Genomic DNA, 24,502 nt, shown 5'->3' with positions numbered 1-24,502 from the left:
TAAGAGGTGAAGAACGTGGATGTGAATGAGGCGTTACAATTATTAAAAGATAAAGGCTATAAATACACAGATAAACGGGAAGAAATGCTGCAATTCTTTGCGAAAAACAATAAGTATTTAACTGCAAGAGATGTACTCGCTTGGATGCAAGATGATTATCCAGGTATTAGCTTTGATACTATTTATAGAAATTTATCTTTATTTGTTGACCTCGGTATTTTTGAAATGACTGAACTCTCGGGTGAAAAGCATTTTCGCTACACATGTGCACATGAACAGCATCATCACCATTTTATTTGTTTAGAATGTGGGAAAACGAAAGAAATATCAACTTGTCCGATGAAAGAGCTTCAAGATAATTTAAAGGGCTATGATGTATCAGGCCATAAATTTGAAATATATGGTCGTTGTCCTGATTGTTATCATAATGAAACAAATGCCGCTTTTGGATAATATATCAGCTTATCAAGTAATCAAAAATGCCTGTATGACACTTTTTTGAATATGTGCGATACAGGCATTTTTTTAACACCTTATTACTGCCAATTCCTTAACCAATTTTCCACCCAATTATTGGCTTCAGCCCAATTATTTACACGAATCACTCCATTCGGAATGGGATCTTGGTTATATGGGGTGTTAAACAATATGACAGGAATTTGACATTCCTCATGAAGCATAACGGCATTATCATGTTTATCTTCAAAAAAGATATCAACTTTATTATCTTTTGCAGCTTGAACTTTATTATGTGTTCCTAATAAATCAATATGATTGAAATGCACTGCATGTCCAAAAAACCAATCCTTCGTTACATTTAATAAATCGGCTCTTCTTGCACTTATAAAGAATAACTCATGAACGCCTTCCCATTTATTCAGAACTTCCTTCGCTCCTTCAGCAAGCGGCGATTTAGCATAAATAATCGGCTCAGTTTCGGCAAACCATTTGGCAAAATCCTCTTCGGAAACATCCACTAAATGATTTAAGTCATATTGTGTAACATCATTTAATGTAAGATCGAGTTGAAAAGCCTTGTTTATATATGGAATCAACGAGGTTGGACATGTCACAGTTCCATCAATATCGAGCCCAAAACGCTTCTTCATAAAATACTCTCCTTTTCGACAATTTCCTTTTTATCTTACCAAAACTATCGTTATGACTAAAGAAATATTAACGTAATGGATAAACTGTGAAACATTTACATCTTAAAATACAATTATTTCGCAAACAATAGTAATGATCCAATTAAGCAACTAAAGATCTTAATTGGTTCGATTATTGAAAGCGAGGGATCAAATTGGCAGATCAGGATCGTGACCACGAAAATACGGGTTTTGATCTTCGGCAAAGAGATGAAAACGAAGAAATAAACCTAGATGAAACTGCAGATTTCACAGAAGAAACCTCAGCTGAGCTTGCTGCACCCATTACCTTTAATAGAGGCATGGATTCAGAAGAAGAAAGGGATAACGAAGTAGAAACAGCGGGTAGAGGGGTAGGCTCTGCCGGATTAATTCTTTCGATTATCTCATTATTTGTTTTTCCGGTTTTGTTTGGAGCTACAGGAATTATTCTAGGCTTTATTGCTCGTAGAAGAGGAGCAACAAGCTTAGGCAGCTGGGCAATTGGAATCGGGGTTGTATCCATTATTGTTGGTATGTTTATCCTGCCATTCTTTAGATAGAGGAAAGATAAGGTTAAGGAGGTGTTCTAAAAGTATAACTTTTAGGGGCACCTCTTTTTTGTATAAACTTTATTAACTTGTCGGTTGATTTCCGTTTCAGAATTATTCAATAATATTCAAAATAATTATTTTAAAGAAAAAGACTGACCCTAAAAAGTCGTTTTCAACGGCCTTTTGGGTCAGCTCTTTTTAAAACTATTGAAAAAAGTTTTGCTTTACTGAACGCTATTAGCTTTTTGTTTTTCTTCTTCCTGCTTTGCGAAATATTCTGCAGCTACTTTGTCAATCTCAATTTTCAATTCTTCTACCATTGTTGCTTCAGGTACTTTACGGACAATTTCACCTTTGCGGAATAGCAGGCCTTCTCCTCTTGCTCCAGCGATACCAATATCTGCCTCGCGAGCTTCACCAGGTCCATTTACGGCACAGCCTAAAACAGCTACTTTAATCGGAGCCTTGATTTTTTGAATATACTCCTCAATTTCATTAGCAATCGAAATTAAATCGATTTCAATTCTACCACATGTAGGGCAAGAAATTAATGTAGCAGCATTAGATGATAAGCCAAATACCTTTAATAATTCTCTCGCAACCTTTACTTCTTCAACAGGATCTGCGCTTAACGAAATGCGCAAAGTATTCCCGATTCCTTTATTTAAGATTACTCCTAATCCTGCCGCACTTTTAACTGTACCTGCAAAAAGTGTACCTGATTCAGTAATTCCTAAATGAAGTGGATAATCAAATGCTTTCGCGGCTTTTTCATAAGCTTCTATCGCTAAGTTAACATCAGAAGCCTTCATTGAGACGATAATATCATGAAAATCAAGGTCTTCTAAAATCTTAATATGGTGAAGAGCACTTTCGACCATGCCATCTGCTGTAGGGTAGCCGTATTTTTCGAGAATTTTCTTTTCAAGTGAACCAGCATTAACCCCAATACGAATAGGGATGCCTTTCGCTTTAGCCGCTTTTACCACGGCTTCTACTTTCTCACGTTTCCCAATATTTCCAGGATTAATTCGGATTTTATCTGCTCCACCTTCAATTGCTTTTAAAGCAAGCTTGTAGTCGAAATGAATATCGACTACAAGAGGGATGTTAATTTGTTTTTTTATATCGGCAATAGCATCAGCAGCCCTCTCATCAGGACAAGCTACACGCACGATTTGACAGCCAGCTTCTTCCAACCGTTTAATTTGAGCTACTGTGGCTTCGACATCATGAGTTTTCGTTGTCGTCATACTTTGAATAAAAAGTTCATTACTACCGCCAATTGTTAATGGCCCTACTTTTACTGGCCGTGTTTTTGTGCGATGTGTTATTTCAGTCAATGGAGATTCGCTCCTTTTATATAAAGATAAAAAAGTTAAAGTTTTCCTAGTTAGATGAGTGTCTAGCACTTCAATACTAGTGGTTTCTCTTTTACTTCAGCCTTTCGCTTTTTGCTAAAAGAAATCACTTTAACTATTGTATCAATGAATTATTGAAATTGACAAGAAAGAAGCAATAACTTTCCTAATCATACGCAGGAAAGCGGTACGTTTGCCCAGCTTTTAAATTTTCTGGCTGCAATCCGTTGTTTAATTCATTAAAATCTGCAATTACTTGTGTGATTGTGACTGGTAATGGTCCGTTTAGCTTTCCTTCAACAACAGATAAAACGGTATCCCCTGGAGAAACTTTTTTCTCGAAATAAGGTGTTATTGCAACCGCTGTAGATTTAGCTGCAATTGTTTGTTCTTTTATGACTGGTAATGTACCAATTGTCAAGTCGTAGTAGATGGTATATCCGATCAAGCCTAGCACTAGTAATGCAGCTAAACGTTTCATATAAGCTAAACCTCCATCTATTAATTAAACATCGCTTTTTTCTATTAAATGAATATGCTTTTCAAATAAAAATAGAACAGCTTTTTTACTAAAATATTTATGGAAAAATTACCATGCCTTTACAATTCCTTAATATTCCTTTGTCATAATTAGGACTATTGGAAGGGGTGTATGTATTTGTTGTTACAAAATACTCAGGAAAAAACTCACCATTTACTATCAAAATTTTCACTCCAAACGCGCCTTTTAGTTTTAATTTTAAGTTTGCTCCTCTTATCTGTTTCTGCTGTTGCGTATATTTCTTACGGGAAATCAAAGGAAACAACGATAAAAATCATGGAGCAAAGGTTAACGAAAGAAGTTAAGTCTATCTATGATATTGCTCAAAATTTAATGCTCATTTATGTTGGAAAAGAAGAGAAATTTAATGGGAGGGTAGAGCAAGTAATTAAAAGTCAAGATGCACAGCTCGCACAGGACGGATTAAAAGGAAGTTATTTTCTCGTTAATAATGAAGGTGCCATTCCATTTTCAGTTAGTAAAAATACGAATGTTCAATTTTCTCAGACTGTTTTAGATGAAATAAGAAAAAAGCAAAATGGACTCATTCATCGTGATTTAAATGGCAGTCTATATACAATATCTTTTCAATCTATCCAGGAATTCAAAGGGATTTATGTTATCGCAATCCCTCAAAAACAATATTTAAAAGAAATTAATGATATGGCAAAATACATATTTATCGTCGTAACGATTAGCATAACTGTTACTTCATTGATTCTAGTTTTACTTGTAAGAAGCTTAACGAAGCCGTTATCAAAGCTAAGGGAAGTCATGAGAGAAGCAAGAAATGGAAACTTTGATCTTAAAGTGGAGGCAAAAACGACTACTCCAGAAATCAATTCATTAGTCAAAAGCTTTGATGCGATGATAAAGCAAATGGGCAGTGTTTTATATGAAATATCTTCTACAACTACGAATTTATCATCAACAGGTGATGAATTAAGAGATATATCTAGCCAAGTATTAGAAGAGAACAAGCAGTTGAATGAGGCTATACATATTGTAAAATTAGGTGCCGAGCAAACGGCTTCAAGCTCAGAGGAAAGCATTCGGATGTTTCAAGAAATGAAAATATCAGTTGACTATATTTTCGGGCAAATGAAAGAGGTTATGCAGAAGGCGCAATTGATGAATCATTCAGCACATCAAGGTGAGAAAAGCGTTGGAAATCTTCTGTACACCTTCAATCATTTTGGAATAGAATTTAAAGGAGTTTCATCGACTGTTGAAGAGGTTAAAACATATTCAGAATCGATCGCCAAAATTGTTACTCTCATACAAAATATTGCTGGTCAAACGAAACTATTAGCATTGAATGCAGCGATAGAAGCTGCTAGAGCAGGAGAAGCTGGTAGCGGATTTGCAGTTGTCGCAAATGAGGTTCGGAAATTAGCTGAACAGTCTTCCGAAGCAACAGAAGAAATTAAGAAGACAATTGAACAGATGGAGTCGATCTCATTAAAGGCTTCAGATGAATTTAATGAGATGTTTAGCCGTTTTCAAACACATTTAGAGACTGCTTTAGAAAGCCGTGAATCATTTGAACAATTAATGCTGGAAATAGAAGCTGTCAGCAGTATGATAAAGCAGGCAGAGCATGGATTAGTTGGATTAAATGTCACATTGCCAAAAATGGAAGCGGCAACTAAAAATTTCGTATCTGTCTCCCAGGAAACGTTAGCAAGTGCTGAACAAATGATGCTAGCCTCACAAAAACAGAAAATGAAAGTAATGAATAGTCATGAGGTTGGAGAGAAACTTACGCAATTATCACAATCACTAGAGGCACTGAGCTCAAAATTTACATATTCAAAGCAAGATTCTATTTTATAGAAAAGAGATAGGACGAAAATCTTCGTCCTATCTCTTTTTTGGTTGAGGAATTTCTTTAATGGCTAAATATAACACGATGTATGACACGAACCAATTTATGAGTGCACCATTCGGTACAGTTGTCTTTAATGCTTCCATTATTGTGAAGAAGATAGTAGGCAATGTAACACTATATGCAGCAATTCTCCATAAATGACGGTACTGTATATTGCGCATCAATACTTTTATTAATAACAATCCAAGTAGTGCAAGGACTGAAATTTGAATAAAGTTTAGTCCAGCAGTCAAAATATAGATGATCAAAACCATGATTGGAATAATAATAATTAATGAAGAATCTATCGATGAAAATATATTTAATAACTCTTCATTTGTTATGTTGCCTATCATAGAATAGGGCAATGATTGTACTTTTCCATTGGCAATAAAATAGGCGCCATTTTTCAAAAGGGCAATGGTTTCATTATTTTCTGCAATATCATCAATGGAGATCGTTCCAGTAGAATCAAAATTAATCGTAAAACCATCCTTTTTTAAAATAATCGGAGCATTTTCCTCGGATTGCAATTCACCGTTTGTTATTTGAAAAGGAGGGAGTTCATTTTTAATACTATTTTGAATGGCATCTATCCCATTTATAGTAGCTGAACTTAAATAATAGATGGCAGGTAGAAGTGAAAGGAATGTAAGTAAAAATACATATAAAATCGTTTTTCCAATCCCTTGAAAACGAAACAATGCGATATCCTTTGGTGAATATAAACTCTTAAAAAATTGCTTAAAAATATTCATCTTGACACACCCTTAAAAAATTTTCTTGTAACATAATTGTAATAATAGGTTCAATTGTTAATGTATTGTAAATAAATGCTAAGAAATATTTACAATTGAACTAATCTTTAATAATAATTGTATGGGGTTTGTTGATAAATGTCGAATATAAAATATAGGGGTTGGAGAATTGGAACTTAATATTCAGCAAATGCTATTTGAATTTTTAGGCGGTCTTGGAATCTTTCTATTTGGTATAAAGTTTATGGGAGAAGGACTCCAAAAATCAGCGGGTGATCGCTTAAGAGATTTGTTAGATCGTTTTACAACAAATCCTGTAATGGGTGTCTTAGCAGGAATGCTTGTGACTATGCTTATTCAAAGCAGCTCTGCAACCACGGTTATTACTGTTGGTTTAGTCAGTGCAGGTTTCATGACGCTTCGTCAAGCCATTGGTGTGATAATGGGAGCTAATATTGGCACAACTGTTACAGCTTTTATTATTGGAATAAATGTAGGTGCATATGCATTACCAATTATTGCTGCTGGTGCCATTTTACTATTTTTCTTTAAAAATAAAAAGATTCATAATATCGGTCAAATTGTTTTTGGATTTGGAGCCCTTTTCTACGGATTGGAATTAATGTGCGGTGGAATGAAGCCATTAAGTGGGCTTGAGTCATTTCATGAATTAACGGTCAGCTTAAGTTCTAATCCAATATTAGGAGTCATTATTGGAACAGTCTTTACCGTTATTGTTCAAAGCTCAAGTGCAACAATTGGAATATTGCAAGGACTTTTCTCAGAAAATCTTGTTGATTTAAACGCTGCACTACCAGTTTTATTCGGTGATAACATCGGAACGACGATCACAGCTGTACTAGCTGCAATTGGAACATCTGTAGCAGCGAAAAGGGCTGCGGCGGTTCATGTAATATTTAATGTAATTGGGACAACGATATTTTTAATTTTATTAAAACCATTCACATTTGTAGTAGGAACTCTACAAAATAGTTTAGAATTAAATGAAGCAATGACCATTGCGTTTGCCCATGGGATTTTTAATACTTCAAACACGATTATGCAATTGCCTTTTGTTGCCGTCCTAGCCCTAATTGTGACGAAATTAATTCCTGGAGAAGATTCAGAAGCTGAATATCGTGTTAAACATCTTGATCCCGTTTTTATAGAGCAATCACCATCGATAGCATTAGGACAAGTGAAGGAAGAAGTATTACGAATGGGACAGTTTTCAATTAAAGGGCTTGAAGAAACCCATGAATTTTTGAAGACGAAACTTTTAAAGCATTCAGGGAATGCTATGCAGCTTGAGGATGCGATTAATGACCTTGATCGTAAAATAACGGATTATTTAATTGAACTCGCTACTAGTTCTTTAACAGAGCATGAATCTGAAGAGCATACGATGTTAATGCACACAATCAGGGATATTGAAAGAATAGGCGATCATTATGAGAATATTATTGAGCTTACTGAATACCAATTAGCAAATAATATAAAACTAACAGATACGGCCATGAATGATTTAGAAGAAATGTTTCTGTTAACGATTTCTACAGTATCTGAAGCCATAGAGGCTTTAGATCATAAAGATAAAGATGCAGCTTTTCATGTTGTCCAGAAGGAGGAAGCAATTGACAAAATGGAAAGAAAACTCCGCAAACAGCATATTATCCGTTTAAATGAAGGACATTGCTCTGCACAAGCTGGTATTGTTTATGTTGATATTATTAGTAATTTAGAAAGAATCGGTGATCATGCTGTTAATATTGCGGAAGCGGTTTTAGGTGAGGATTATGAGGAAATAAAGCAAGGGTTGGCTTATTCTATGTGAAATCAAAATGAAAGGGGGATGGGGTAAAATGGAATATTTCTATTGGACAATCATCATTATATTATTCATTATTTCATTTATCGGACTTGTTTATCCGATCATCCCTAGTGTCATTTTTCTTTTTGGCGGGATTATTCTATACGGAGTATTTTTTTCATTCGAGCCGTTTAATTGGCTTTTTTGGGCGATTCAAGGACTATTTATTCTATTACTATTCGTTGCAGACTATGTAGCTAATATGATTGGTGTAAAAAAATTTGGCGGCTCGAAAGCTGGAATTTGGGGAAGTACAATTGGCATCATTTTAGGGCCTTTTGTTATTCCTGTACTCGGTATTATTCTCGGCCCATTTTTAGGCGCTATCATTGCTGAATTTGTCGTGAATAAAAAGGGCTGGAAGGAAGCGATGAAAATTGGCTTCGGTTCAGTAATTGGTTTTATTAGTAGTGTCGTCACAAAAGGGCTAATTCAAGCTTTCATGGTTGGTTACTTTTTTATTGTTGTATTGTAAGTTATCGAAGGAAAAGACCCATTGTCATGAAAACAATGGGTCTTTTTCATTCGTTAAAATGTCAGAATGTTTCCTTTATCTCAGTCGAGGTCAGTCCAGTTTATCGCAGATTAACTGGCAGTAAGACCCCCACTAATTGAGTTTCACTTAATACGTCGCTGACCAAGGCGCTTGCGCTTTTCTTAGTTTAACCCACAGATTTCATAAGGGCAGTTTTGACAATCGACTTCTTCTTTTAAATAATTTAAATTTTTGATTGTAATTTTTTGCCGTTCGTACGAAATAATATTTTTTTCTCGAAGCTCTTTCAGCAATCGCTGGATTACTTCTCTTGTACCGTACGTTAAATTAGCTAATTCTTGATGGGTTAATGGTAAATCAATGACGATTCCTTTATCAGTCATAATCCCATAGCTGTTGCAAAGTCGAATAAGAATGGAATAAAGTGCACCTTTTTTTCCATTGAGAATTAAATCTTGGCACTTCATCTGTGCTTTTAAATATCTAGTGCTCAGCCATGCCGTCATTGCACTTAAACGATAGCTATCCTCTAATAAAAATTGTTCGAACTTTTCTCGGTTTATCATAAAGACTTCGCAATCTGTTATTGTCTTTGCATAAAATAAATATCGAGGCGAAGATTTAAATAATTGATATTCGACGAGAATTTCTTCTCCTGTTAGGATTTTTAAAGTAAATTCCTTGCCTGTCATATGAAGCCTTCCAAGAGCGATACTTCCAGAAAGCAATATATAAATATGATCGACTTTGTCTTTTTCTTGAAAAAGAATGGTGCCAGCCTTTACTTTTTGAATGGTTTCTTTATCAATAAAGTGCTGAATAATTAAACTATAAATTGAAATGTTAAAATCCCTCATCAGTCTGTCACTCCTTTCACTTACGAAACACGTTAATTTATTTTTAACGGAATTGTTCATAGGCGTCAATCATCCGACAAGGGGAAATAGCTATATACAATGGGGTAATATGATTTAAATCCTTGACAGAACGGAATTAAAGAGAAAAATGACAATTTAACGAAATGTAGAAGAAAGAGAGACGAACACGAATATTAATTGAAAGAACTGGGAATTGTATAGTTGACTTCAAGCAATTTAATTGAAACGTTTATTTAAATTTGGTAATCTTATTATGAAAGCAAGAAGAATAATTCTAACATTATAATTGTGAAAATGTGGGATTATTTTGAAGGCTTAATTTATTTACATAGGAGGAATTTTTAATGGCTTTTGAATTACCACAATTACCTTACGCATACGATGCACTTGAACCAAATATTGACAAAGAAACGATGAATATTCACCATACGAAGCACCATAACACATATGTGACAAATTTAAATAATGCATTAGAGGGAAATGACGAGTTATTATCTAAAACAGTTGAAGAAATTGTTTCAAATTTAGATAATGTCCCTGAAGCTATTCGTGGAGCAGTTCGCAACAACGGTGGAGGTCATGTAAACCACTCTTTATTTTGGCAAATTATTTCTCCAAACGGTGGGGGTACACCTACAGGAGATTTAGCAGAAGCAATTAATCAAAAGTTTGGAAGCTTTGAAAACTTTAAAGAAGAGTTTGCTAAAGCGGCAACCACTCGTTTCGGTTCTGGCTGGGCTTGGCTAGTTGTGAATAATGGTGAGCTTGAAGTAACGAGCACACCAAATCAAGATTCACCTTTAATGGAAAACAAAAAGCCTATCTTAGGTTTAGATGTTTGGGAGCATGCTTACTATTTAAAATATCAAAACCGTCGCCCTGAGTATATTAATTCCTTCTGGAATATTGTAAACTGGGACGAAGTTTCTAAACGTTACAGCGCTGCAAAATAATTGAAATTACGTAATCAGTCCATAACGGCGAAGGAATATTCCTTTGCCGTGTTTTTCTAATAGGAAATTTGTATAAGAGCACAGACTTTGATAGAAACTACCCTGTAGAACATAAGGGGAGTTTTTTTTATGAGTAAAGTAAGGAAGTTGATCGGAGAAGTCGAATTAACGAAGGATTTAAGTTTATTGTTAGTGATTGGTGGGCTCTACTCATTAAGTGTTGCCCTTTCGAATACATTTGTAAATATTTATCTTTGGAAACAATCTGGAGCTTTTATTGATTTAGGGCTTTATAATTTAGCTGTTGCAATAGCCCAGCCGCTTACTTTTATATTAGCAGGGCGGTGGGCAAAAAAGATTGATCGTGTTATGGTGCTAAGAATAGGAGTGATTTTTTTAGCAGCATTTTATTTGACGGTCTTAATTAGCGGAACCAATGCATCGAAATTTTTATTACTTCTCGGTGCATTATTAGGAATAGGATATGGTTTTTATTGGTTAGCTTTTAATGTATTAACATTTGAAATTACCGAGCCTGAAAATCGAGATTTTTTTAATGGCTTCCTTGGGATATTGACATCTATTGGTGGGATGATTGGACCTATTACGGCTGGTTTTATCATTTCGAAGATGGAGAAGTTTACAGGCTATTCAGTGATTTTTAGTATATCACTTGCGCTTTTTTCATTAGCTGTGTTTTTAAGCTTCTTTTTGAAAAGGCGGCCAGCCAAAGGGAAGTATTGGTTAAAAAGAATTTTTGCTGAAAGAAAAAATAATCAAAACTGGCGTCTAGTAACGTACGCCCATTTTTTCCAAGGCTTGCGTGAAGGGACATTTGCTTTTGTCATATCAGTATTTGTTTTCATTTCAACTGGAAGTGAGTTGGCTTTAGGTACATATGGGCTTGTCAATTCGGGAATTGCATTTATCGCGTATTATAGTGTGTCAAGGCTCATTGCGAAAAAACATCGTAAAAAAGCAATCCTAGTTGGTGGCTTCATTTTATATGCCGCTATCTTTTTAATTGTTTTCAATGTAACGTATTTACGACTATTAATATATGCTGCAACCATTGCCATTGCCTATCCTCTTCTTCTCGTTCCTTATTTATCGATGACGTATGATGTGATAGGCAAAGGGTGGAAGGCTGCTGAAATGAGAATTGAATACATTGTTGTCCGTGAGCTCTTCTTAAATTCAGGGAGAGTTACCTCCATCCTATCTTTCATAATAGCTATTCTCTTTTTTAATGAAAAAAAAGCCATACCCATTTTATTGCTCATCCTTGGAGCTGGGCATACATGTATTTATTTTTTTATAAGGCGAATAAATATCGATTCTACATGAGAGAAGAGAATGTTCTTCTCTTTTTTTATGACTTGTAAAATGTTTCTTTTCATTTATTAGTGGTTCATCATAGAATAATTTATTGTTTTCTTATAAAATAAAGGAAAGGATATGAAACGTCATAATGTTTACGTTTTACATAAAAGGATGTGTAATTAGAAATTGAATAAAAAGAAGAAGAAAAAGAAGTCGCATGTTCCTGTTCGTTTGAACATTTTATTTTTTGTCGTCTTTATTTTGTTTTCTGTCTTAATTTTGCGATTAGGGATCGTACAAATCGTCTATGGAGATGATTACCGACGGGAAATCGAACGGACGGAAGAAATTACGGTGAACAATCCTGTGCCAAGAGGAAAAATGTTCGATCGGACTGGCAAGGTAGTAGTGGATAACACACCAGAAAATGCGATCACGTATACGAATACAGGAGCGAAACAGGGTGATATGATTAAAGTAGCGAAAAAACTCGCCCTGCTTATTGATAAGGATCCGGATAAAGTTACAGAAAGAGATAAAAAGGATTTTTGGATGATCGAAAATCCAGAAAAGGCAGAAGAGAAAGTTCCAGATGAAGAAAGAGAAAAATTGAAGGAAAAATTTGAAGGTAAAGAATATGACGATAAAATATATAAATTAAAGCTTGCACGCATTACGGAACAAGATTTAAATGAGTTAACTGACTTTGATTTAAAAGTGCTTGCGATTTACCGTGAATTTATAAGCGGCTATGCGCTTACACCACAAATTGTCAAAAATAAAAATGTGACACCTGAAGAGTTTGCTGTTGTCAGCGAAAATCTGCAGCTATTACCAGGCGTTGATACGACAACTGACTGGGAACGATATTACGCATTTGGCAATACTTTGAGAACTGTTTTAGGTAAGATTACAACTTCAAGTGAAGGAATTCCGGCAGAGCAGCTAGACTATTATTTGGCAAGAGATTATAGCCGCAATGATCGTGTTGGAAAAAGCTATATTGAAATGCAATACGAGGATGTTCTGCATGGACAGAAAGCTAGAGTGAAAAATATTACAGATAAAGCAGGAAAAAATGTACTTGAAACCATTCCAATCTCTGAAGGAAAAAGAGGGAAGGACCTCGTTTTAAGCATTGACATGGACTTGCAATTGGCTGTTGAGAAAATTATTGAAGAAGAATTATTAGATGCCAAAAAAATAAGTGGCACAAATTTGCTTGATCGCGCCTATGTCGTGTTAATGGACCCCTATACAGGCGAAATTTTAACGATGGCAGGAAAGCAAATTGATACAGATGAAAATGGAAAAAGAGTAATGTTAGATGATGCACTTGGAAATATTTCGACTACTTATAACGTAGGTTCAGCTATTAAAGGTGCGACCATTTTAACGGGTTATAAAACAGGGGCAATAAAACCAGGGGATGTTTTTAATGATACACCGCTAAAAATTAAAGGAACACAGCCAAAGAAATCATGGAAAAATTTAGGGTTGATGAATGATATTAACGCGCTAAAATATTCATCGAACGTTTACATGTTTCGGACTGCACTCAAAATTAATGGTAGTGAATATCAATATGATGGCCCAATGAGATTAAACCCAGAAGCATTTAGGACCATTAGAGAATCATTTGCACAATTCGGATTAGGAGTTAGAACAGGAATTGATCTACCTAATGAGCAAATTGGATTTAAAGGCAAAGCTGATAGACCAGGTTTCTTGCTTGACCTTGTAATTGGCCAATATGATACGTATTCCAATATGCAGCTTGCCCAATATATCTCCACGATTGCCAATGGTGGGAATCGAATGGAGCCTCACATTGTGAAAGAAATTCGAGAGCCATTAATGGAGAATAACGAACTAGGACCGATTGTTCAAGAAATTTCTCCAAAGGTGCTTAATCAAGTTGATGGGGAAGAAGCTTGGTTTAAACGTGTTCAGGAAGGTTTCAAAAAAGTAACACAAGAGCAAGGGGGAACAGCCTATTATCGATTTGCTGGAAAAACCTATAATCCAGCTGGTAAAACAGGGACTGCCCAAGCCCTTTATGATGGTCCAAAACGAAAACCTGGTGAAAAATTACCACAAGTAATTAATTTAACCTTCACTGGCTATGCCCCAGCAGATAAACCTGAAGTTGCGATTTCTGTTCTTGTGCCATGGGCTTATGAATCAGGTAAAGGACATTCTAAAAACATTGAAATTGCACAACGTGTTTTGGATACTTATTTTGAAATAAAAAAACAGCGTCAATCAAGTAATAATGCAGAAAATCCTAGTCAAAATAATGAAAATAATCATGAAGAAACAGAAAATGAAGGTTCAGCACAATAACATTATCACAAGTAAAATCTACTTCCTTTTGAAGGGAGTAGATTTTTTCTATTTTCGAGCGGTTGTTTTCTCTTATTCTTTCAAATTTACAAAAGCTTTACATAAAGTTCAAACGGAATTAATCCTAATTCTTTAAAGTAGTAGCTGTAGGACAAAACAACCAATCTCTTAGGGGGAATTAAAGAAATGAAAAGCTTTAAATACTTGGCACTATCAACATTGATTGGAGCAGTACTCGCTTTTACATCAGCTTGTGGCTCAAATGATGCTGAGAAAACGAACGGAGAGACAAACACCCAAACTCAAACTGAAGGAACAAGCAAGGATCAAGTTAATGAGGGTGAAAAAGAGCTTCAAGGTGAAGTTAATATTGATGGTTCATCAACAGTATATCCAATCATCGAAGCTGTAGCAGAAGAATTTAATCTTGCACAGCCTGGAGTTAAAGTTTCTGTAGGTGTTTCAGGTACAGGTGGTGGATTTAAAGCTTTTATTGCTGGAACAACAGATATTAGTAATGCTTCTCGTCCGATTAAAGATGAAGAGAAAGCTGAATTAGAAGCGAAGGGCATCGATTTCACTGAACTGAAACTAGCAAATGACGGTATTTCACTTGTTATTAATAAAGACAATGATTGGGTTGACCATTTGACAATTGATGAACTAAAGAAAATGTGGGTTGAAGATGGAACTGTGAAAAAATGGTCTGATATTCGTGCAGGCTGGCCTGAAGAGGAAATTAAGTTTTATTCACCAGGAACAGATTCTGGAACGTATGATTACTTTGATGAAGTTATTTTAGATGATGAACCAATCTCTGAAAAAGCAACTTTATCTGAAGATGATAATGTTTTAGTTCAAGGTGTTGTTGGTGACAAATATGCTATTGGATATTTTGGATTCTCTTATTATGTTGAAAACAAAGATAAATTAAAAGTAGTTTCAGTTGATTCAGGAAACGGTGCTGTAGAGCCAACACTTGAAACGATCGAAAGTGGTGAATATGCACCACTGTCTCGTCCACTATTCATTTATGTGAAAAATGAAGCAGTTAAGAGCAAAGCAGGAGTTTACGAGTTTGTGAAATTCACACTTGAAAATGGTGCAGAGCTTGCAGAAGATGTTGGGTATGTAAAATTAAAAGATGAAGATTATGCGGCTGGCTTAAAAACATTAGAAGGACTTAAGTAATAAATAACGGTCGGATGGGAAATTTGCTTCTCGTCCGACCCATTATGTTCATTAAATGCATTTCAAATGGAAGGGGGTTTTTCAATTTGGATTTACACACTTCAACTAAATCATTTTCTGTACAGGAATTGATCAAAGCGAAAAAGCAAAAAAAAAGCTTTTCAACTTGGATTGAAAAAATTGTCCCTTTTCTTTTGCTATTAACTGCTATTGTTTCTGTTTTAACAACACTTGGAATTGTACTGACATTGATCGTTGAAACATTTATTTTTTTTGATCGTGTTTCCATTGTAGAATTTTTAACCGCACAAAAATGGTATCCATTTTCGCAAACTCAAGGTTCATTTGGTATTCTACCTCTAGTCATGGGAACTTTGAAAGTCACAGTTATTGCTGCAGTTGTTGCTGTACCAATTGGTTTAGGATCTGCCATATTTTTGAGTGAGTATGCATCTGACAAAACGAGAAGATTGATTAAACCGATATTAGAGGTTTTAGCCGGTATTCCGACAATCGTATATGGATTTTTTGCATTGACTTTTGTTACACCTATTTTAAGAGAACTAATTCCTTCTTTAGAAATATTCAATGCATTAAGCCCTGGTATTGTCATTGGGATTATGATTACACCAATGATTGCTTCACTTTCTGAAGATGCTCTCTCCTCAGTGCCGAATGCGATGCGTGAAGGAGCTCTAGCTTTAGGGTCGACGAAATTAGAAGTTGCACTGAAGGTTGTTCTTCCAGCAGCAGTATCAGGTATTACTGCTTCGATTGTCTTAGCTGTTTCACGAGCAATTGGGGAAACAATGATTGTTGCAGTTGCTGGTGGATCAACACCGAATATGAATTTTGATGTAACAAGCTCCATCCAAACAATGACAGCTTACATTGTTCAAGTTAGTCAGGGAGATGCTGGCTACGGTACAACTATTTATTACAGTATTTATGCCGTTGGCTTTACATTATTCTTGTTTACGTTGACCATGAACCTATTTGCGCAATTCATCTCTCGGCGATTTAGGGAGGAGTATTAGATGAAATTAATTGATCATTCAACCGTAACGAATCGGATGAGACTTAGGTTAACAACAAATATTCTCTTCAAAATTATCTTTTTCACAGCTACGATGTTTGGTTTAGTTGTTTTAGGGATTTTACTATATCGGATATTCACTCAAGGAGTTGCTTATCTTGATTTACAGTTCCTGCAAAGCTTACCTTCACGAAAGCCAGAGCAAGCAGGAGTAAAAACGGCATTAATTGGTACAATTTGGCTTATGGGCGTTGTCGCTCCAGCTTCATTATTTTTAGGTGTTGGTACAGCCATTTATTTGGAGGAATATGCGAAGAAAAATCGCTTTACACGCTTTATTCAAATAAATATCTCAAACCTTGCAGGTGTGCCATCCATCGTGTTTGGCTTATTAGGTTTGACTGTATTTGTCCGTGCACTTGCACTTGGAACAAGTGTGTTAGCTGCTGGTTTAACGATGAGTTTATTAGTATTACCCATTATCATTGTCTCATCTCAGGAGGCAATTAGGTCTGTTCCCAATGGATTGAGAGAAGCTTCTTACGGCATGGGTGCTACAAAATGGCAAACGATTATTCAAGTTGTGCTGCCTGCAGCACTTCCAGGAATCTTAACAGGAGGCATTTTAGCACTATCAAGGGCGATCGGAGAGACTGCACCATTAGTTGTACTTGGACTTCCACTCTTTCTTGCTTTCTTACCAAAAACTTTATTTGATAGTTTAACGGTTCTGCCAATGCAAATTTATAACTGGACTGGTAGACCACAAGAGGAATTCCAAGCTTTAGCAGCTGCTGGAATTATCGTTTTACTTGCATTACTCATATTTATGAACTCGATTGCCGTTCTCATTCGGAATAAGTTTTCAAAAAGATATTAATAGAAAGGGGACGAAAGAAATGAGTGCAACAATGGAAAGACAAAAAATTCATCTTGTTAATAATAAACAAACTAATGCAACAAATGACATGGAACCAGCTAAAAATATTGTTTATAAGACTAATCAATTAAATTTATGGTATGGGAGTAATCATGCGCTAAAAAATATCGACTTAGATATTATGGAAAAGGAAGTAACCGCCATAATCGGTCCATCAGGCTGCGGAAAGTCAACCTATATTAAAACGTTAAATAGAATGATTGAACTTATACCAGGAGTGAAAACTTCAGGTGAAATTTTATATCGTGATCGCAGTATTTTTGACCAATCGTACCGTGTTGAAGAGCTGCGGACAAAAGTAGGGATGGTATTTCAAAAACCAAATCCATTTCCGAAATCAATTTATGATAATGTTGCATACGGACCGAGAATTCATGGAATACGTGATAAAAAGCTTCTCAACCAAATTGTCGAAACAAGCTTAAAAGGTGCTGCAATTTGGGATGAAGTGAAGGATCGCTTACATGAGAACGCGTATGGCCTTTCAGGTGGACAGCAACAACGTTTATGTATTGCGCGTTGTCTTGCCATTGAGCCTGATGTTATTTTGATGGATGAGCCGACTTCAGCGTTGGATCCGATCTCCACATTGAAAGTTGAAGAGCTCGTTCAAGATTTGAAAAAAGAATTCAGTATTATTATTGTGACACATAATATGCAGCAAGCTGCACGTATTTCTGATAAAACAGCATTTTTCTTAAATGGGGAAGTAATCGAATATACAAATACGAATAAGATTTTTTCTACCCCTTCGGACAAGAGAACAGAAGATTATATAACAGGAAGATTTGGCTAATACTTCTGGATTTTTAAAGAATGTAATAATTTTATGTAAGATGAAAAATCTGGGCTCAAATTCGCTTTTGCGAATTAGGATGAAGGGAGAAGAAAAATGTCAGTGCGGGAAAAATTTCATGATGATTTAAAAGAGCTGCAGGAAAAATTGCTTAGTCTCGGTAAGTTTGCAGAAGGAGCACTTTCAAAATCTATCGATGCGCTAGAGCAGCAAAATATTGAACTGGCATTGGAAATTATTGATAATGATAATGAAGCAGACTTGCTGTATGAAGAAATTAATGATTTCTCTATTCTATTAATCGCAAAACAGCAGCCTGTTGCGATAGATTTGCGTCGAATCATCGTTGGGATTAAGATCGCAACCAATATTGAGCGAATTGCAGATTTTGCAGTTAATATTGCTAAAGCGACAATTCGAATTGGAAATGAACCACTTCTACAACCAATTGTCTACATTAAACAAATGTATGAAATTAGTATAAAAATGTTAAGATTATCATTAGAAGCATACTATGATGAAGATACCTTGAAGGCGAAGAAAGTTGCTGATATGGATGACCAAGTCGATGAATTATACGGTCAGGCAATACAAGAATTAATGAAGATTAATCTGCAATATCCTGAATTAATGGCACAAATCACTCAACTTTCTTTTACTTGCCGATATTTAGAACGAGCTGCGGACCATATGACAAATATTTCGGAACATATCTTTTATTTAGTAAAGGGGCGTCAGTTCGATTTAAATAATTAACAAAGTTAAAGCAGCGACGGCTTGCTTCGCTGCTTTAACTTTTTGTAATTATTTTTGCGATTTCTTTATAACTCATGCCTTCCATTAATTCAAAAGAACCGAGCTGAATTCTTTTGCTATATCCATTTTCCTCTAAATAAGCTTCAAATTGATCGGCATTATCAATAATCATTTTCTCTTCAAGCTTTATGGCAATATCATGTGAAACCATTCCACTAATTATTTCAAGGTTAAAACGATTACTACTTTTTTCTTTATCAGCTGTTTTTTGTTCATCTTTTAACTGCGCTTCTATTTTTTTAGTGTTTTCTTGAGCTTCTGAGATTGATTTATCCATCTGATTATATTGATCTTTTGTTAAAATAACATAACCGTTATTTTGTAAATAACTTTTTGCTGTTTCTTCATCTATTATACTTCCTTCTGTCCCTTTCTTCTCTTCCGAAAAATAAAATACACCGATTATACATACAGAAATGACAATCCCAAAAGCAAAAGCTCGTGTACTCTTTTTATTCATTTCTCTACCCTCTTCTAATCATTTCAGCTAATATCGACTCAACTTCACTTTCAGAAAGCGAAGACTGCTTTGCAATTTGTTCTACATTCAAGCCTTGCTGAACAAGTGACCAAACTTGGTTTTTGATAATTTCATGTATTCCTTTGTTCTCATGCTCAAATGCGGGTTGGTGAGCAGTAAGGACTGGTTGAAAGGAATCATCACTTACAAGAAGCTCTTCTTCGAGTACTTTTAATTTCTTTTTAATCATATACAGCTCTTGAATTTGAGTCATAGAAAGTTGGTCAATTTCTTCTCGTATTATTTTGTATGGGTCCTTCATAAAGACGGAAGAAATTAAAAGAATAACGGCTATGGCTAATAGGCCAATCATTACATATTCCAATTAAGTCACCTCGATTTTCATTCATCAACATTTTACCATTATTTCCGACAAAATTCGATTCGTTTCATCTATGTCACAGGAAAAAATGCAGAATTTTGTAGGAGGACAAGCAATAATCGACAATTTCCGTTTATTGTTAGGACTAGTTTTCGGTGATAACATGAAGATAAGGAAATATTTTCGGTAGGAAGGTGAAAAAGCGATGGAAACAGATTCATGTCTCCGTTCAGAATTCTTAAAACATCCTGAACAAATTAAAGATGATTTTTTTAATGTTATTCCCGGTATATGGATAGATGGAAAAACATACTGGCTAGAGTCTGGAAAAGACGAGCTAAATCTTGCTGAAGGCATTTGTTTATATATGAAAGAAGAACATGTTCACAAGGATATAAGTATGCTCAACGTATATATTACTAATCAAGGTTTTTGCTCCCTTCAGGCTAAGCTTTTATTTCAATATTGGAAACAAACTGTAAATACACATTTATCTTTTATTTCACCTTCTGAAAATGTGATCTATCATATTGAAAATGAGGCCATGTATTTAATTAATGGCTATTGTTTTGGAAGTATTAAGAGAAGCTGTTCATCACAGCCTCTTTGGAATATGGATCATGATGAAATATGGGAGTGCACACAATCGGGAATCCTGAAATATTATCCGATGACTAATGGGAATCCAGTGAGTATACAAACCTTTGATCTTGATATTAAAGAAAATCGGACTTGCCTAGGTAAATCATGGATCATAAGCGGACAAAATGAATTAGAAATGTTAAAATTAAATACTGAGCTTTTAAAAAACACACTAGCAATTGCGGGTGAAAAGTGATATTATAGAAAAGTCGTATGAACGAACTAGTTATCAATAGTTTGGAGGGATATTACATGCGTGTGAATATTACGTTAGCTTGCACAGAATGTGGAGATCGTAACTATATTTCTAAAAAAAATAAAAGAAACAATCCAGATCGTCTTGAGCTTAAAAAATACTGCCCAAGAGAAAAACGTTCTACTACACATCGTGAGACAAAATAAGCAGTAGTGGGCCATGTGGTCCCTCTGCTTTTTTTGTTTTTTAATAAGAGACTATTTTGTGTTTTGTATTGAAAATAGAGGTGAATAGAAGTGAAAGATGAAAAGAAAACATTTAGAAAGCAAATATTGGAAAAGCTCTCAAAAATGGATAAGCTTCAATATGAGCAATTATCATCTGACATTGCGTTAAGACTTTACGATGAACCCTTTTGGAAAGAAGCAAAAACAGTTGGAATTACGATTTCAAGATTTCCAGAAGTTGATACATATCAGATTATTAAGAAGGCATGGGAAGAGGGCAAGCAAATTGTCATTCCGAAATGCTTGCCAAAAAATCGAGAGATGATTTTTCGGCAAATCGCTCAATTTAATCAGTTGGAATCTGTTTACTCCGGTTTATTAGAGCCGATTGAGGCTGTTACAAAAGAAGTTCCATTGAATCATATTGATTTATTAATTGTCCCTGGAGTAGCCTTTACAAAGGAAGGATATCGCCTAGGGTTTGGTGGAGGGTATTATGACCGTCTACTTCTTAAATATAATGGAAAGAAGATTTCTTTAGCTTTTGAATCACAAATTGTTTCTAAGCTTCCGATCGAACCTCATGATCTACCAGTTAGTAAAATAATGACAGCAAAATTGAAATAAACGATGATTTCATTATTACTTCTCTTATTTATTGTCATGATATCAATGGGTGGCTATTTCTTTAAACTCTTGACAAAATCAGGTAGCATAGCTGCATTTCTTATTGGTGTTACAGTAAGTTATGGTTTTGGTATTAAAGGGCTGCTCTTACTTGGGTTCTTTTTTGCGAGCTCAAGCTTCTGGTCAAAATTTAAAAGAAAAGCCAAAATGAAAATGGAAGAGCGGCACGAAAAAGGCTCACAGCGCGACTGGCAGCAAGTTGCAGCAAACGGAGGAACGGCTGCTCTTTTTAGTTTGTTGAATTATACGATTCCATCACCTATTTGGTTGATTGGATTTGCCATTGCTATTGCAGCTGCAAATTCAGATACGTGGGCTTCAGAGATTGGTTCATTAAGTAAAAGAAAGCCCATTTTTATTCGAACACTGAAACGAATTGAAAGTGGAACATCGGGAGCCGTAAGCTCCCTTGGAACCGTAGCAGCGATTATAGGGGCTTTAACGATTGCTTTATTGTCTTATTATTTTTTTCGTTTGACTATCCTTGAAGCACTTATCATTTTTGGATTAGGTTTTACAGGAAATTTAATTGACACAGTGTTAGGAGCATTTTTTCAAGTTGTTTATCAATGTAAAATTTGTGGTACAGAAGTTGAGTCGTTAAACCATTGTGGAACGAGCACAATCAAAAAGAGAGGGCTTTCTATTTTTAATAATGACTTCGTGAATTTTTCATCTGGCTTCCTAGCTGCCCTATTTGGCATGATGTTGCTTAAATAAATAAAAAAGGATAAACATATATGTAATGGATAAAATCGCCGAAATCATCCAAAACTAGTAGTAGGAGGGATGAAAATGGGGCGTTTTATCTGGATCATAGTAATCGCGCTTAGTGGACTATTTATTTTCCAAAATCGATATCGGGTCTTAAACATTATTTTTAAAAATGCCATTTTACGAAGAATTATGGTTAGTTCGTTATTAGGTATTCCCGGAATACGGGAGCGCTTAATGAGAATGCTGTTTCCTTCTGATTCAACAGCTGTCACCTAAAATATTTATTTAGAAAAAGGCCTTGCTAGGTCTTTTTCTTTTACTTTACAAAAAGAAGTAAAATTGCCTATAGTTTAAATGAAGGATTTTTTCTGAAGAAGAAATAAATGATCGTAAGAAGAGAGTGGGGAAAAACTTGAGTTTTCAAGAAGAGTATGTATTCTGGAGGCTGGCTCAGTATTTAATATCTGCACATGAATACCGAATTGTTCAACTTTCTCAAGAGCAAAATGAATTGTGGCTTGAAAAAATTGAAAATAAAGAGGCGCAAGTAATCCGATTACTACGTTATAATTTAGACTGGAGTAATTGGATGCAAAATGATATTGAACGGACAGCTATAAATGGGGAGAACATTAGAAAACAGGCTGCTCGTGGAAATATGAATGTAATAAATATTTATGTATCAGCCTATCCGCCAGTAGATGATTATGAATGTAAAATAGCTGAACCTTTTAGCTATCAAAATAATGAAAAAACAAAAGTAAAATCGATTATCTTTGATAAAGCCCATTATGCTGAAGCGTTTCAGCAGTTAGGAAGTATCTTAAATCATGAGTTTTCATTTCCAGTAAATGAACCCATTACTGAGAGTGAAATCGATAAAGTGAAGCTTGCTGCATTGTCAGAAGCCTCTAATCGAGCGAAAAAGGAACAAAAACTTTTTAATCATGGAAAACCCTTCTTTACATATATGTTTATCATTATTCAAGTTGTCATGTTCCTACTATTAGAGTTACAGGGTGGAAGCACGAGCAATTCAACCTTAATAAAATATGGAGCTAAATTCAATCCCCTTATTTTGGATGGAGAATGGTGGCGATTTTTCACGCCGATGTTTTTACATATCGGTGTCCTGCATCTATTAATGAATACGCTAGCTCTCTATTATTTAGGCACGGCTGTAGAAAGAATTTATGGGAAAGGTCGTTTCTTTATTATTTATATACTTGCTGGTTTTAGCGGCTCATTAGCTAGCTTTATTTTTAGTACAAGCATTTCAGCAGGTGCAAGTGGAGCGATCTTTGGCTGTTTTGGCGCCTTGCTCTATTTTGGAACTATATACCCTCGTCTTTTTTTCAGAACGATAGGTGTAAATATATTAGTCGTGCTTGGCATTAATCTTCTTTTTGGTTTTTCAATGCCTGGGATTGATAATGCAGGTCATATTGGTGGGCTAATTGGGGGATTTCTGGCAACGGGCATCGTTCATTTTCCTAAACAGAAGAAACTATTTTTCCAACTGCTATTCCTTTGTATAACTGCCATATCGATCATAGGTTTACTGCAATATGGCTTTCATTCGCCTGAGAAATTAGTAGATGAAAACTCTATGTTGGTACTTGCTCAAGATTATATTAAATCGAATGAATATGAAAAAGTGGAAGTCATGCTGACTGAATATGTGAATAAAAATTCAGCATCTGCTGACTCTTATCTTCTCCTTGGATTTGTAGAACTGCAAACGGATAACTTAATAAAAGCAAAAGAACATTTAGTAATCGCAACTGAAAAAAGGTCGAACTTTCATGAAGCTTATTTCTATTTAGCCTATGTTTACCTTAAAGAAGGAAAAATCGATGAGGCAAATAAATATGCTAAAATGGCTGATGAATTAATGCCAAATCAAAAGGATTATGAAAATTTATTGCAAATGATTAAAGAGTATGAAGCTAAGTGATAAATCAGTAGTATGCAAGCCTGATAAATTTGAGGTAAATGAAAGTTAGAGGGATGAAATGAAAACGATATATGATGTTCAACAATTATTAAAAAAATTTGGAACGATAATATATGTTGGTGATAGAGTGGCTGATTTAGAATTAATGGAGGCGGAAATTAAGGAGCTTTATCAATCACAATTAATCGAAACAAAGGAATACCAAATGGCGATTTTATTATTAAGGCATGAAGCAGCATTTTTGAAAGAAAAACAGTAATTTTTTCAGTTTTATTGATTTAAAAACCATTCACACAATAAAGTGTGGATGGTTTTTTGATTTATGCCAAATGGCTCATTTTTCGGAAATAGGACAAATTCGAAACTTTTCAATGTTTC

Annotated in this window: 27 protein-coding genes; 20 read left to right on the top strand and 7 right to left on the bottom strand. The window is 35.1% G+C overall.

Features of this window, described 5'->3' with window-relative positions; genetic code table 11:
- Positions 1-15 precede the first annotated feature (15 nt).
- The gene (locus KDN24_RS17385) at positions 16-453 is read left to right on the top strand and encodes a Fur family transcriptional regulator (protein WP_409972299.1); all 438 of its coding nucleotides are present in this window, start codon (positions 16-18) and stop codon (positions 451-453) included.
- An 83-nt stretch (positions 454-536) separates the two neighbouring features.
- Here the strand turns inward: KDN24_RS17385 and KDN24_RS17380 are convergent, their stop codons facing one another.
- Positions 537-1,109, bottom strand: coding sequence for a hypothetical protein (locus tag KDN24_RS17380; RefSeq protein WP_409972300.1), 573 nt, complete (start codon positions 1,107-1,109; stop codon positions 537-539).
- A gap of 194 nt (positions 1,110-1,303) precedes the next feature.
- Between KDN24_RS17380 and KDN24_RS17375 the strand changes: the two genes are divergently transcribed.
- Positions 1,304-1,690, top strand: a complete 387-nt coding sequence (locus tag KDN24_RS17375) for a hypothetical protein (RefSeq protein ID WP_409972301.1) — start codon at positions 1,304-1,306, stop codon at positions 1,688-1,690.
- Between the two features lie 215 nt (positions 1,691-1,905).
- On the opposite strand, the gene ispG is transcribed toward KDN24_RS17375, so the two are convergent.
- Complete coding sequence (gene ispG / locus KDN24_RS17370; protein WP_525931284.1) at positions 1,906-3,015, bottom strand: flavodoxin-dependent (E)-4-hydroxy-3-methylbut-2-enyl-diphosphate synthase; 1,110 nt, start codon at positions 3,013-3,015, stop codon at positions 1,906-1,908.
- A 193-nt stretch (positions 3,016-3,208) separates the two neighbouring features.
- Positions 3,209-3,523, bottom strand: a complete 315-nt coding sequence (gene yqfZ, locus KDN24_RS17365; protein WP_409972303.1) for a protein YqfZ — start codon at positions 3,521-3,523, stop codon at positions 3,209-3,211.
- Between the two features lie 177 nt (positions 3,524-3,700).
- Between yqfZ and KDN24_RS17360 the strand changes: the two genes are divergently transcribed.
- Positions 3,701-5,419, top strand: coding sequence for a methyl-accepting chemotaxis protein (locus KDN24_RS17360; protein ID WP_409972304.1), 1,719 nt, complete (start codon positions 3,701-3,703; stop codon positions 5,417-5,419).
- A gap of 27 nt (positions 5,420-5,446) precedes the next feature.
- Here KDN24_RS17360 and KDN24_RS17355 read toward each other — a convergent pair whose 3' ends face one another.
- Positions 5,447-6,211, bottom strand: coding sequence for a DUF1189 domain-containing protein (locus tag KDN24_RS17355; protein WP_409972305.1), 765 nt, complete (start codon positions 6,209-6,211; stop codon positions 5,447-5,449).
- 190 nt (positions 6,212-6,401) lie between these two features.
- Between KDN24_RS17355 and KDN24_RS17350 the strand changes: the two genes are divergently transcribed.
- Together KDN24_RS17350 and KDN24_RS17345 are read left to right on the top strand one after the other, a co-directional pair.
- Entirely contained in the window at positions 6,402-8,045 is a 1,644-nt protein-coding gene (locus KDN24_RS17350) for a Na/Pi cotransporter family protein (protein WP_409972483.1), read from the top strand.
- A 28-nt stretch (positions 8,046-8,073) separates the two neighbouring features.
- A complete protein-coding gene (locus KDN24_RS17345; protein WP_409972306.1) occupies positions 8,074-8,556 on the top strand; it encodes a DUF456 domain-containing protein in 483 nt (160 codons plus the stop codon).
- 182 nt (positions 8,557-8,738) lie between these two features.
- Here KDN24_RS17345 and KDN24_RS17340 read toward each other — a convergent pair whose 3' ends face one another.
- Positions 8,739-9,434 carry a Crp/Fnr family transcriptional regulator gene (locus tag KDN24_RS17340; protein ID WP_491348096.1) on the bottom strand — a complete coding sequence of 232 codons (696 nt, stop codon included), beginning with the start codon at positions 9,432-9,434 and terminating at the stop codon, positions 8,739-8,741.
- A 365-nt stretch (positions 9,435-9,799) separates the two neighbouring features.
- On the opposite strand from KDN24_RS17340, the gene KDN24_RS17335 reads away from it, so the two are divergent.
- From KDN24_RS17335 to phoU, 8 genes are all read left to right on the top strand, one after another.
- On the top strand, positions 9,800-10,408 hold the full coding sequence (locus tag KDN24_RS17335; RefSeq protein ID WP_409972308.1) for a superoxide dismutase: 609 nt from the start codon (positions 9,800-9,802) through the stop codon (positions 10,406-10,408).
- A 129-nt stretch (positions 10,409-10,537) separates the two neighbouring features.
- Complete coding sequence (locus KDN24_RS17330) at positions 10,538-11,755, top strand: MFS transporter (RefSeq protein WP_409972309.1); 1,218 nt, start codon at positions 10,538-10,540, stop codon at positions 11,753-11,755.
- A 162-nt stretch (positions 11,756-11,917) separates the two neighbouring features.
- Positions 11,918-14,077 (top strand): peptidoglycan D,D-transpeptidase FtsI family protein, encoded by a 2,160-nt coding sequence (locus tag KDN24_RS17325; protein WP_409972310.1) that lies wholly within the window; start codon positions 11,918-11,920, stop codon positions 14,075-14,077.
- A 186-nt stretch (positions 14,078-14,263) separates the two neighbouring features.
- Positions 14,264-15,268, top strand: coding sequence for a PstS family phosphate ABC transporter substrate-binding protein (locus tag KDN24_RS17320; RefSeq protein WP_409972311.1), 1,005 nt, complete (start codon positions 14,264-14,266; stop codon positions 15,266-15,268).
- A 44-nt stretch (positions 15,269-15,312) separates the two neighbouring features.
- On the top strand, positions 15,313-16,305 hold the full coding sequence (gene pstC, locus KDN24_RS17315; protein WP_409972484.1) for a phosphate ABC transporter permease subunit PstC: 993 nt from the start codon (positions 15,313-15,315) through the stop codon (positions 16,303-16,305).
- Entirely contained in the window at positions 16,306-17,184 is an 879-nt protein-coding gene (gene pstA, locus KDN24_RS17310; protein ID WP_409972312.1) for a phosphate ABC transporter permease PstA, read from the top strand.
- A gap of 88 nt (positions 17,185-17,272) precedes the next feature.
- Complete coding sequence (gene pstB / locus KDN24_RS17305; protein WP_409972485.1) at positions 17,273-18,040, top strand: phosphate ABC transporter ATP-binding protein PstB; 768 nt, start codon at positions 17,273-17,275, stop codon at positions 18,038-18,040.
- 96 nt (positions 18,041-18,136) lie between these two features.
- On the top strand, positions 18,137-18,796 hold the full coding sequence (gene phoU, locus KDN24_RS17300; RefSeq protein WP_409972313.1) for a phosphate signaling complex protein PhoU: 660 nt from the start codon (positions 18,137-18,139) through the stop codon (positions 18,794-18,796).
- A gap of 34 nt (positions 18,797-18,830) precedes the next feature.
- Here phoU and KDN24_RS17295 read toward each other — a convergent pair whose 3' ends face one another.
- Together KDN24_RS17295 and KDN24_RS17290 are read right to left on the bottom strand one after the other, a co-directional pair.
- Positions 18,831-19,316, bottom strand: a complete 486-nt coding sequence (locus KDN24_RS17295) for a hypothetical protein (RefSeq protein ID WP_409972314.1) — start codon at positions 19,314-19,316, stop codon at positions 18,831-18,833.
- Between the two features lie 4 nt (positions 19,317-19,320).
- The gene (locus tag KDN24_RS17290) at positions 19,321-19,701 is read right to left on the bottom strand and encodes a hypothetical protein (protein ID WP_409972315.1); all 381 of its coding nucleotides are present in this window, start codon (positions 19,699-19,701) and stop codon (positions 19,321-19,323) included.
- Between the two features lie 202 nt (positions 19,702-19,903).
- Here KDN24_RS17290 and KDN24_RS17285 point away from each other — a divergent pair, with 202 nt between their 5' ends.
- The 7 genes from KDN24_RS17285 (at position 19,904) to KDN24_RS17255 (ending at position 24,383) form a co-directional block, all read left to right on the top strand.
- Positions 19,904-20,536, top strand: coding sequence for a hypothetical protein (locus KDN24_RS17285; RefSeq protein WP_409972316.1), 633 nt, complete (start codon positions 19,904-19,906; stop codon positions 20,534-20,536).
- 56 nt (positions 20,537-20,592) lie between these two features.
- A complete protein-coding gene (rpmG, locus tag KDN24_RS17280; RefSeq protein WP_057771568.1) occupies positions 20,593-20,742 on the top strand; it encodes a 50S ribosomal protein L33 in 150 nt (49 codons plus the stop codon).
- A gap of 90 nt (positions 20,743-20,832) precedes the next feature.
- Positions 20,833-21,390 (top strand): 5-formyltetrahydrofolate cyclo-ligase, encoded by a 558-nt coding sequence (locus KDN24_RS17275; protein ID WP_409972317.1) that lies wholly within the window; start codon positions 20,833-20,835, stop codon positions 21,388-21,390.
- Between the two features lie 3 nt (positions 21,391-21,393).
- Positions 21,394-22,170 (top strand): DUF92 domain-containing protein, encoded by a 777-nt coding sequence (locus KDN24_RS17270; protein WP_409972318.1) that lies wholly within the window; start codon positions 21,394-21,396, stop codon positions 22,168-22,170.
- Positions 22,171-22,245: 75 nt separating this feature from the next.
- On the top strand, positions 22,246-22,443 hold the full coding sequence (yqgO, locus tag KDN24_RS17265; RefSeq protein ID WP_409972319.1) for a protein YqgO: 198 nt from the start codon (positions 22,246-22,248) through the stop codon (positions 22,441-22,443).
- A 136-nt stretch (positions 22,444-22,579) separates the two neighbouring features.
- Positions 22,580-24,124 carry a rhomboid family intramembrane serine protease gene (locus tag KDN24_RS17260; protein ID WP_409972320.1) on the top strand — a complete coding sequence of 515 codons (1,545 nt, stop codon included), beginning with the start codon at positions 22,580-22,582 and terminating at the stop codon, positions 24,122-24,124.
- A gap of 58 nt (positions 24,125-24,182) precedes the next feature.
- The gene (locus KDN24_RS17255; protein ID WP_409972321.1) at positions 24,183-24,383 is read left to right on the top strand and encodes a YqgQ family protein; all 201 of its coding nucleotides are present in this window, start codon (positions 24,183-24,185) and stop codon (positions 24,381-24,383) included.
- Positions 24,384-24,502 lie beyond the last annotated feature (119 nt).

Origin of the sequence: Cytobacillus sp. Bva_UNVM-123 (assembly GCF_046351715.2) — a bacterium.
Taxonomy (GTDB): domain Bacteria; phylum Bacillota; class Bacilli; order Bacillales; family Cytobacillaceae; genus Cytobacillus.
Note: the sequence above shows the minus strand (reverse complement) of the source record. Positions and strands in the feature narration are given on the sequence as shown.

What these genes read in the sequence shown, in the direction of transcription:
- KDN24_RS17380 (WP_409972300.1), bottom strand. Translation starts at nt 1,109, where the DNA reads ATGAAGAAGCGTTTTGGGCTCGATATTGATGGAACTGTGACATGTCCA.
- yqfZ (WP_409972303.1), bottom strand. Translation starts at nt 3,523, where the DNA reads ATGAAACGTTTAGCTGCATTACTAGTGCTAGGCTTGATCGGATATACC.
- KDN24_RS17355 (WP_409972305.1), bottom strand. Translation starts at nt 6,211, where the DNA reads ATGAATATTTTTAAGCAATTTTTTAAGAGTTTATATTCACCAAAGGAT.
- KDN24_RS17350 (WP_409972483.1), top strand. Translation starts at nt 6,402, where the DNA reads ATGCTATTTGAATTTTTAGGCGGTCTTGGAATCTTTCTATTTGGTATA.
- KDN24_RS17345 (WP_409972306.1), top strand. Translation starts at nt 8,074, where the DNA reads ATGGAATATTTCTATTGGACAATCATCATTATATTATTCATTATTTCA.
- KDN24_RS17340 (WP_491348096.1), bottom strand. Translation starts at nt 9,434, where the DNA reads ATGAGGGATTTTAACATTTCAATTTATAGTTTAATTATTCAGCACTTT.
- KDN24_RS17335 (WP_409972308.1), top strand. Translation starts at nt 9,800, where the DNA reads ATGGCTTTTGAATTACCACAATTACCTTACGCATACGATGCACTTGAA.
- KDN24_RS17330 (WP_409972309.1), top strand. Translation starts at nt 10,538, where the DNA reads ATGAGTAAAGTAAGGAAGTTGATCGGAGAAGTCGAATTAACGAAGGAT.
- KDN24_RS17320 (WP_409972311.1), top strand. Translation starts at nt 14,264, where the DNA reads ATGAAAAGCTTTAAATACTTGGCACTATCAACATTGATTGGAGCAGTA.
- pstC (WP_409972484.1), top strand. Translation starts at nt 15,313, where the DNA reads ATGTTCATTAAATGCATTTCAAATGGAAGGGGGTTTTTCAATTTGGAT.
- pstA (WP_409972312.1), top strand. Translation starts at nt 16,306, where the DNA reads ATGAAATTAATTGATCATTCAACCGTAACGAATCGGATGAGACTTAGG.
- pstB (WP_409972485.1), top strand. Translation starts at nt 17,273, where the DNA reads ATGGAACCAGCTAAAAATATTGTTTATAAGACTAATCAATTAAATTTA.
- phoU (WP_409972313.1), top strand. Translation starts at nt 18,137, where the DNA reads ATGTCAGTGCGGGAAAAATTTCATGATGATTTAAAAGAGCTGCAGGAA.
- KDN24_RS17295 (WP_409972314.1), bottom strand. Translation starts at nt 19,316, where the DNA reads ATGAATAAAAAGAGTACACGAGCTTTTGCTTTTGGGATTGTCATTTCT.
- KDN24_RS17285 (WP_409972316.1), top strand. Translation starts at nt 19,904, where the DNA reads ATGGAAACAGATTCATGTCTCCGTTCAGAATTCTTAAAACATCCTGAA.
- rpmG (WP_057771568.1), top strand. Translation starts at nt 20,593, where the DNA reads ATGCGTGTGAATATTACGTTAGCTTGCACAGAATGTGGAGATCGTAAC.
- KDN24_RS17270 (WP_409972318.1), top strand. Translation starts at nt 21,394, where the DNA reads ATGATTTCATTATTACTTCTCTTATTTATTGTCATGATATCAATGGGT.
- yqgO (WP_409972319.1), top strand. Translation starts at nt 22,246, where the DNA reads ATGGGGCGTTTTATCTGGATCATAGTAATCGCGCTTAGTGGACTATTT.
- KDN24_RS17255 (WP_409972321.1), top strand. Translation starts at nt 24,183, where the DNA reads ATGAAAACGATATATGATGTTCAACAATTATTAAAAAAATTTGGAACG.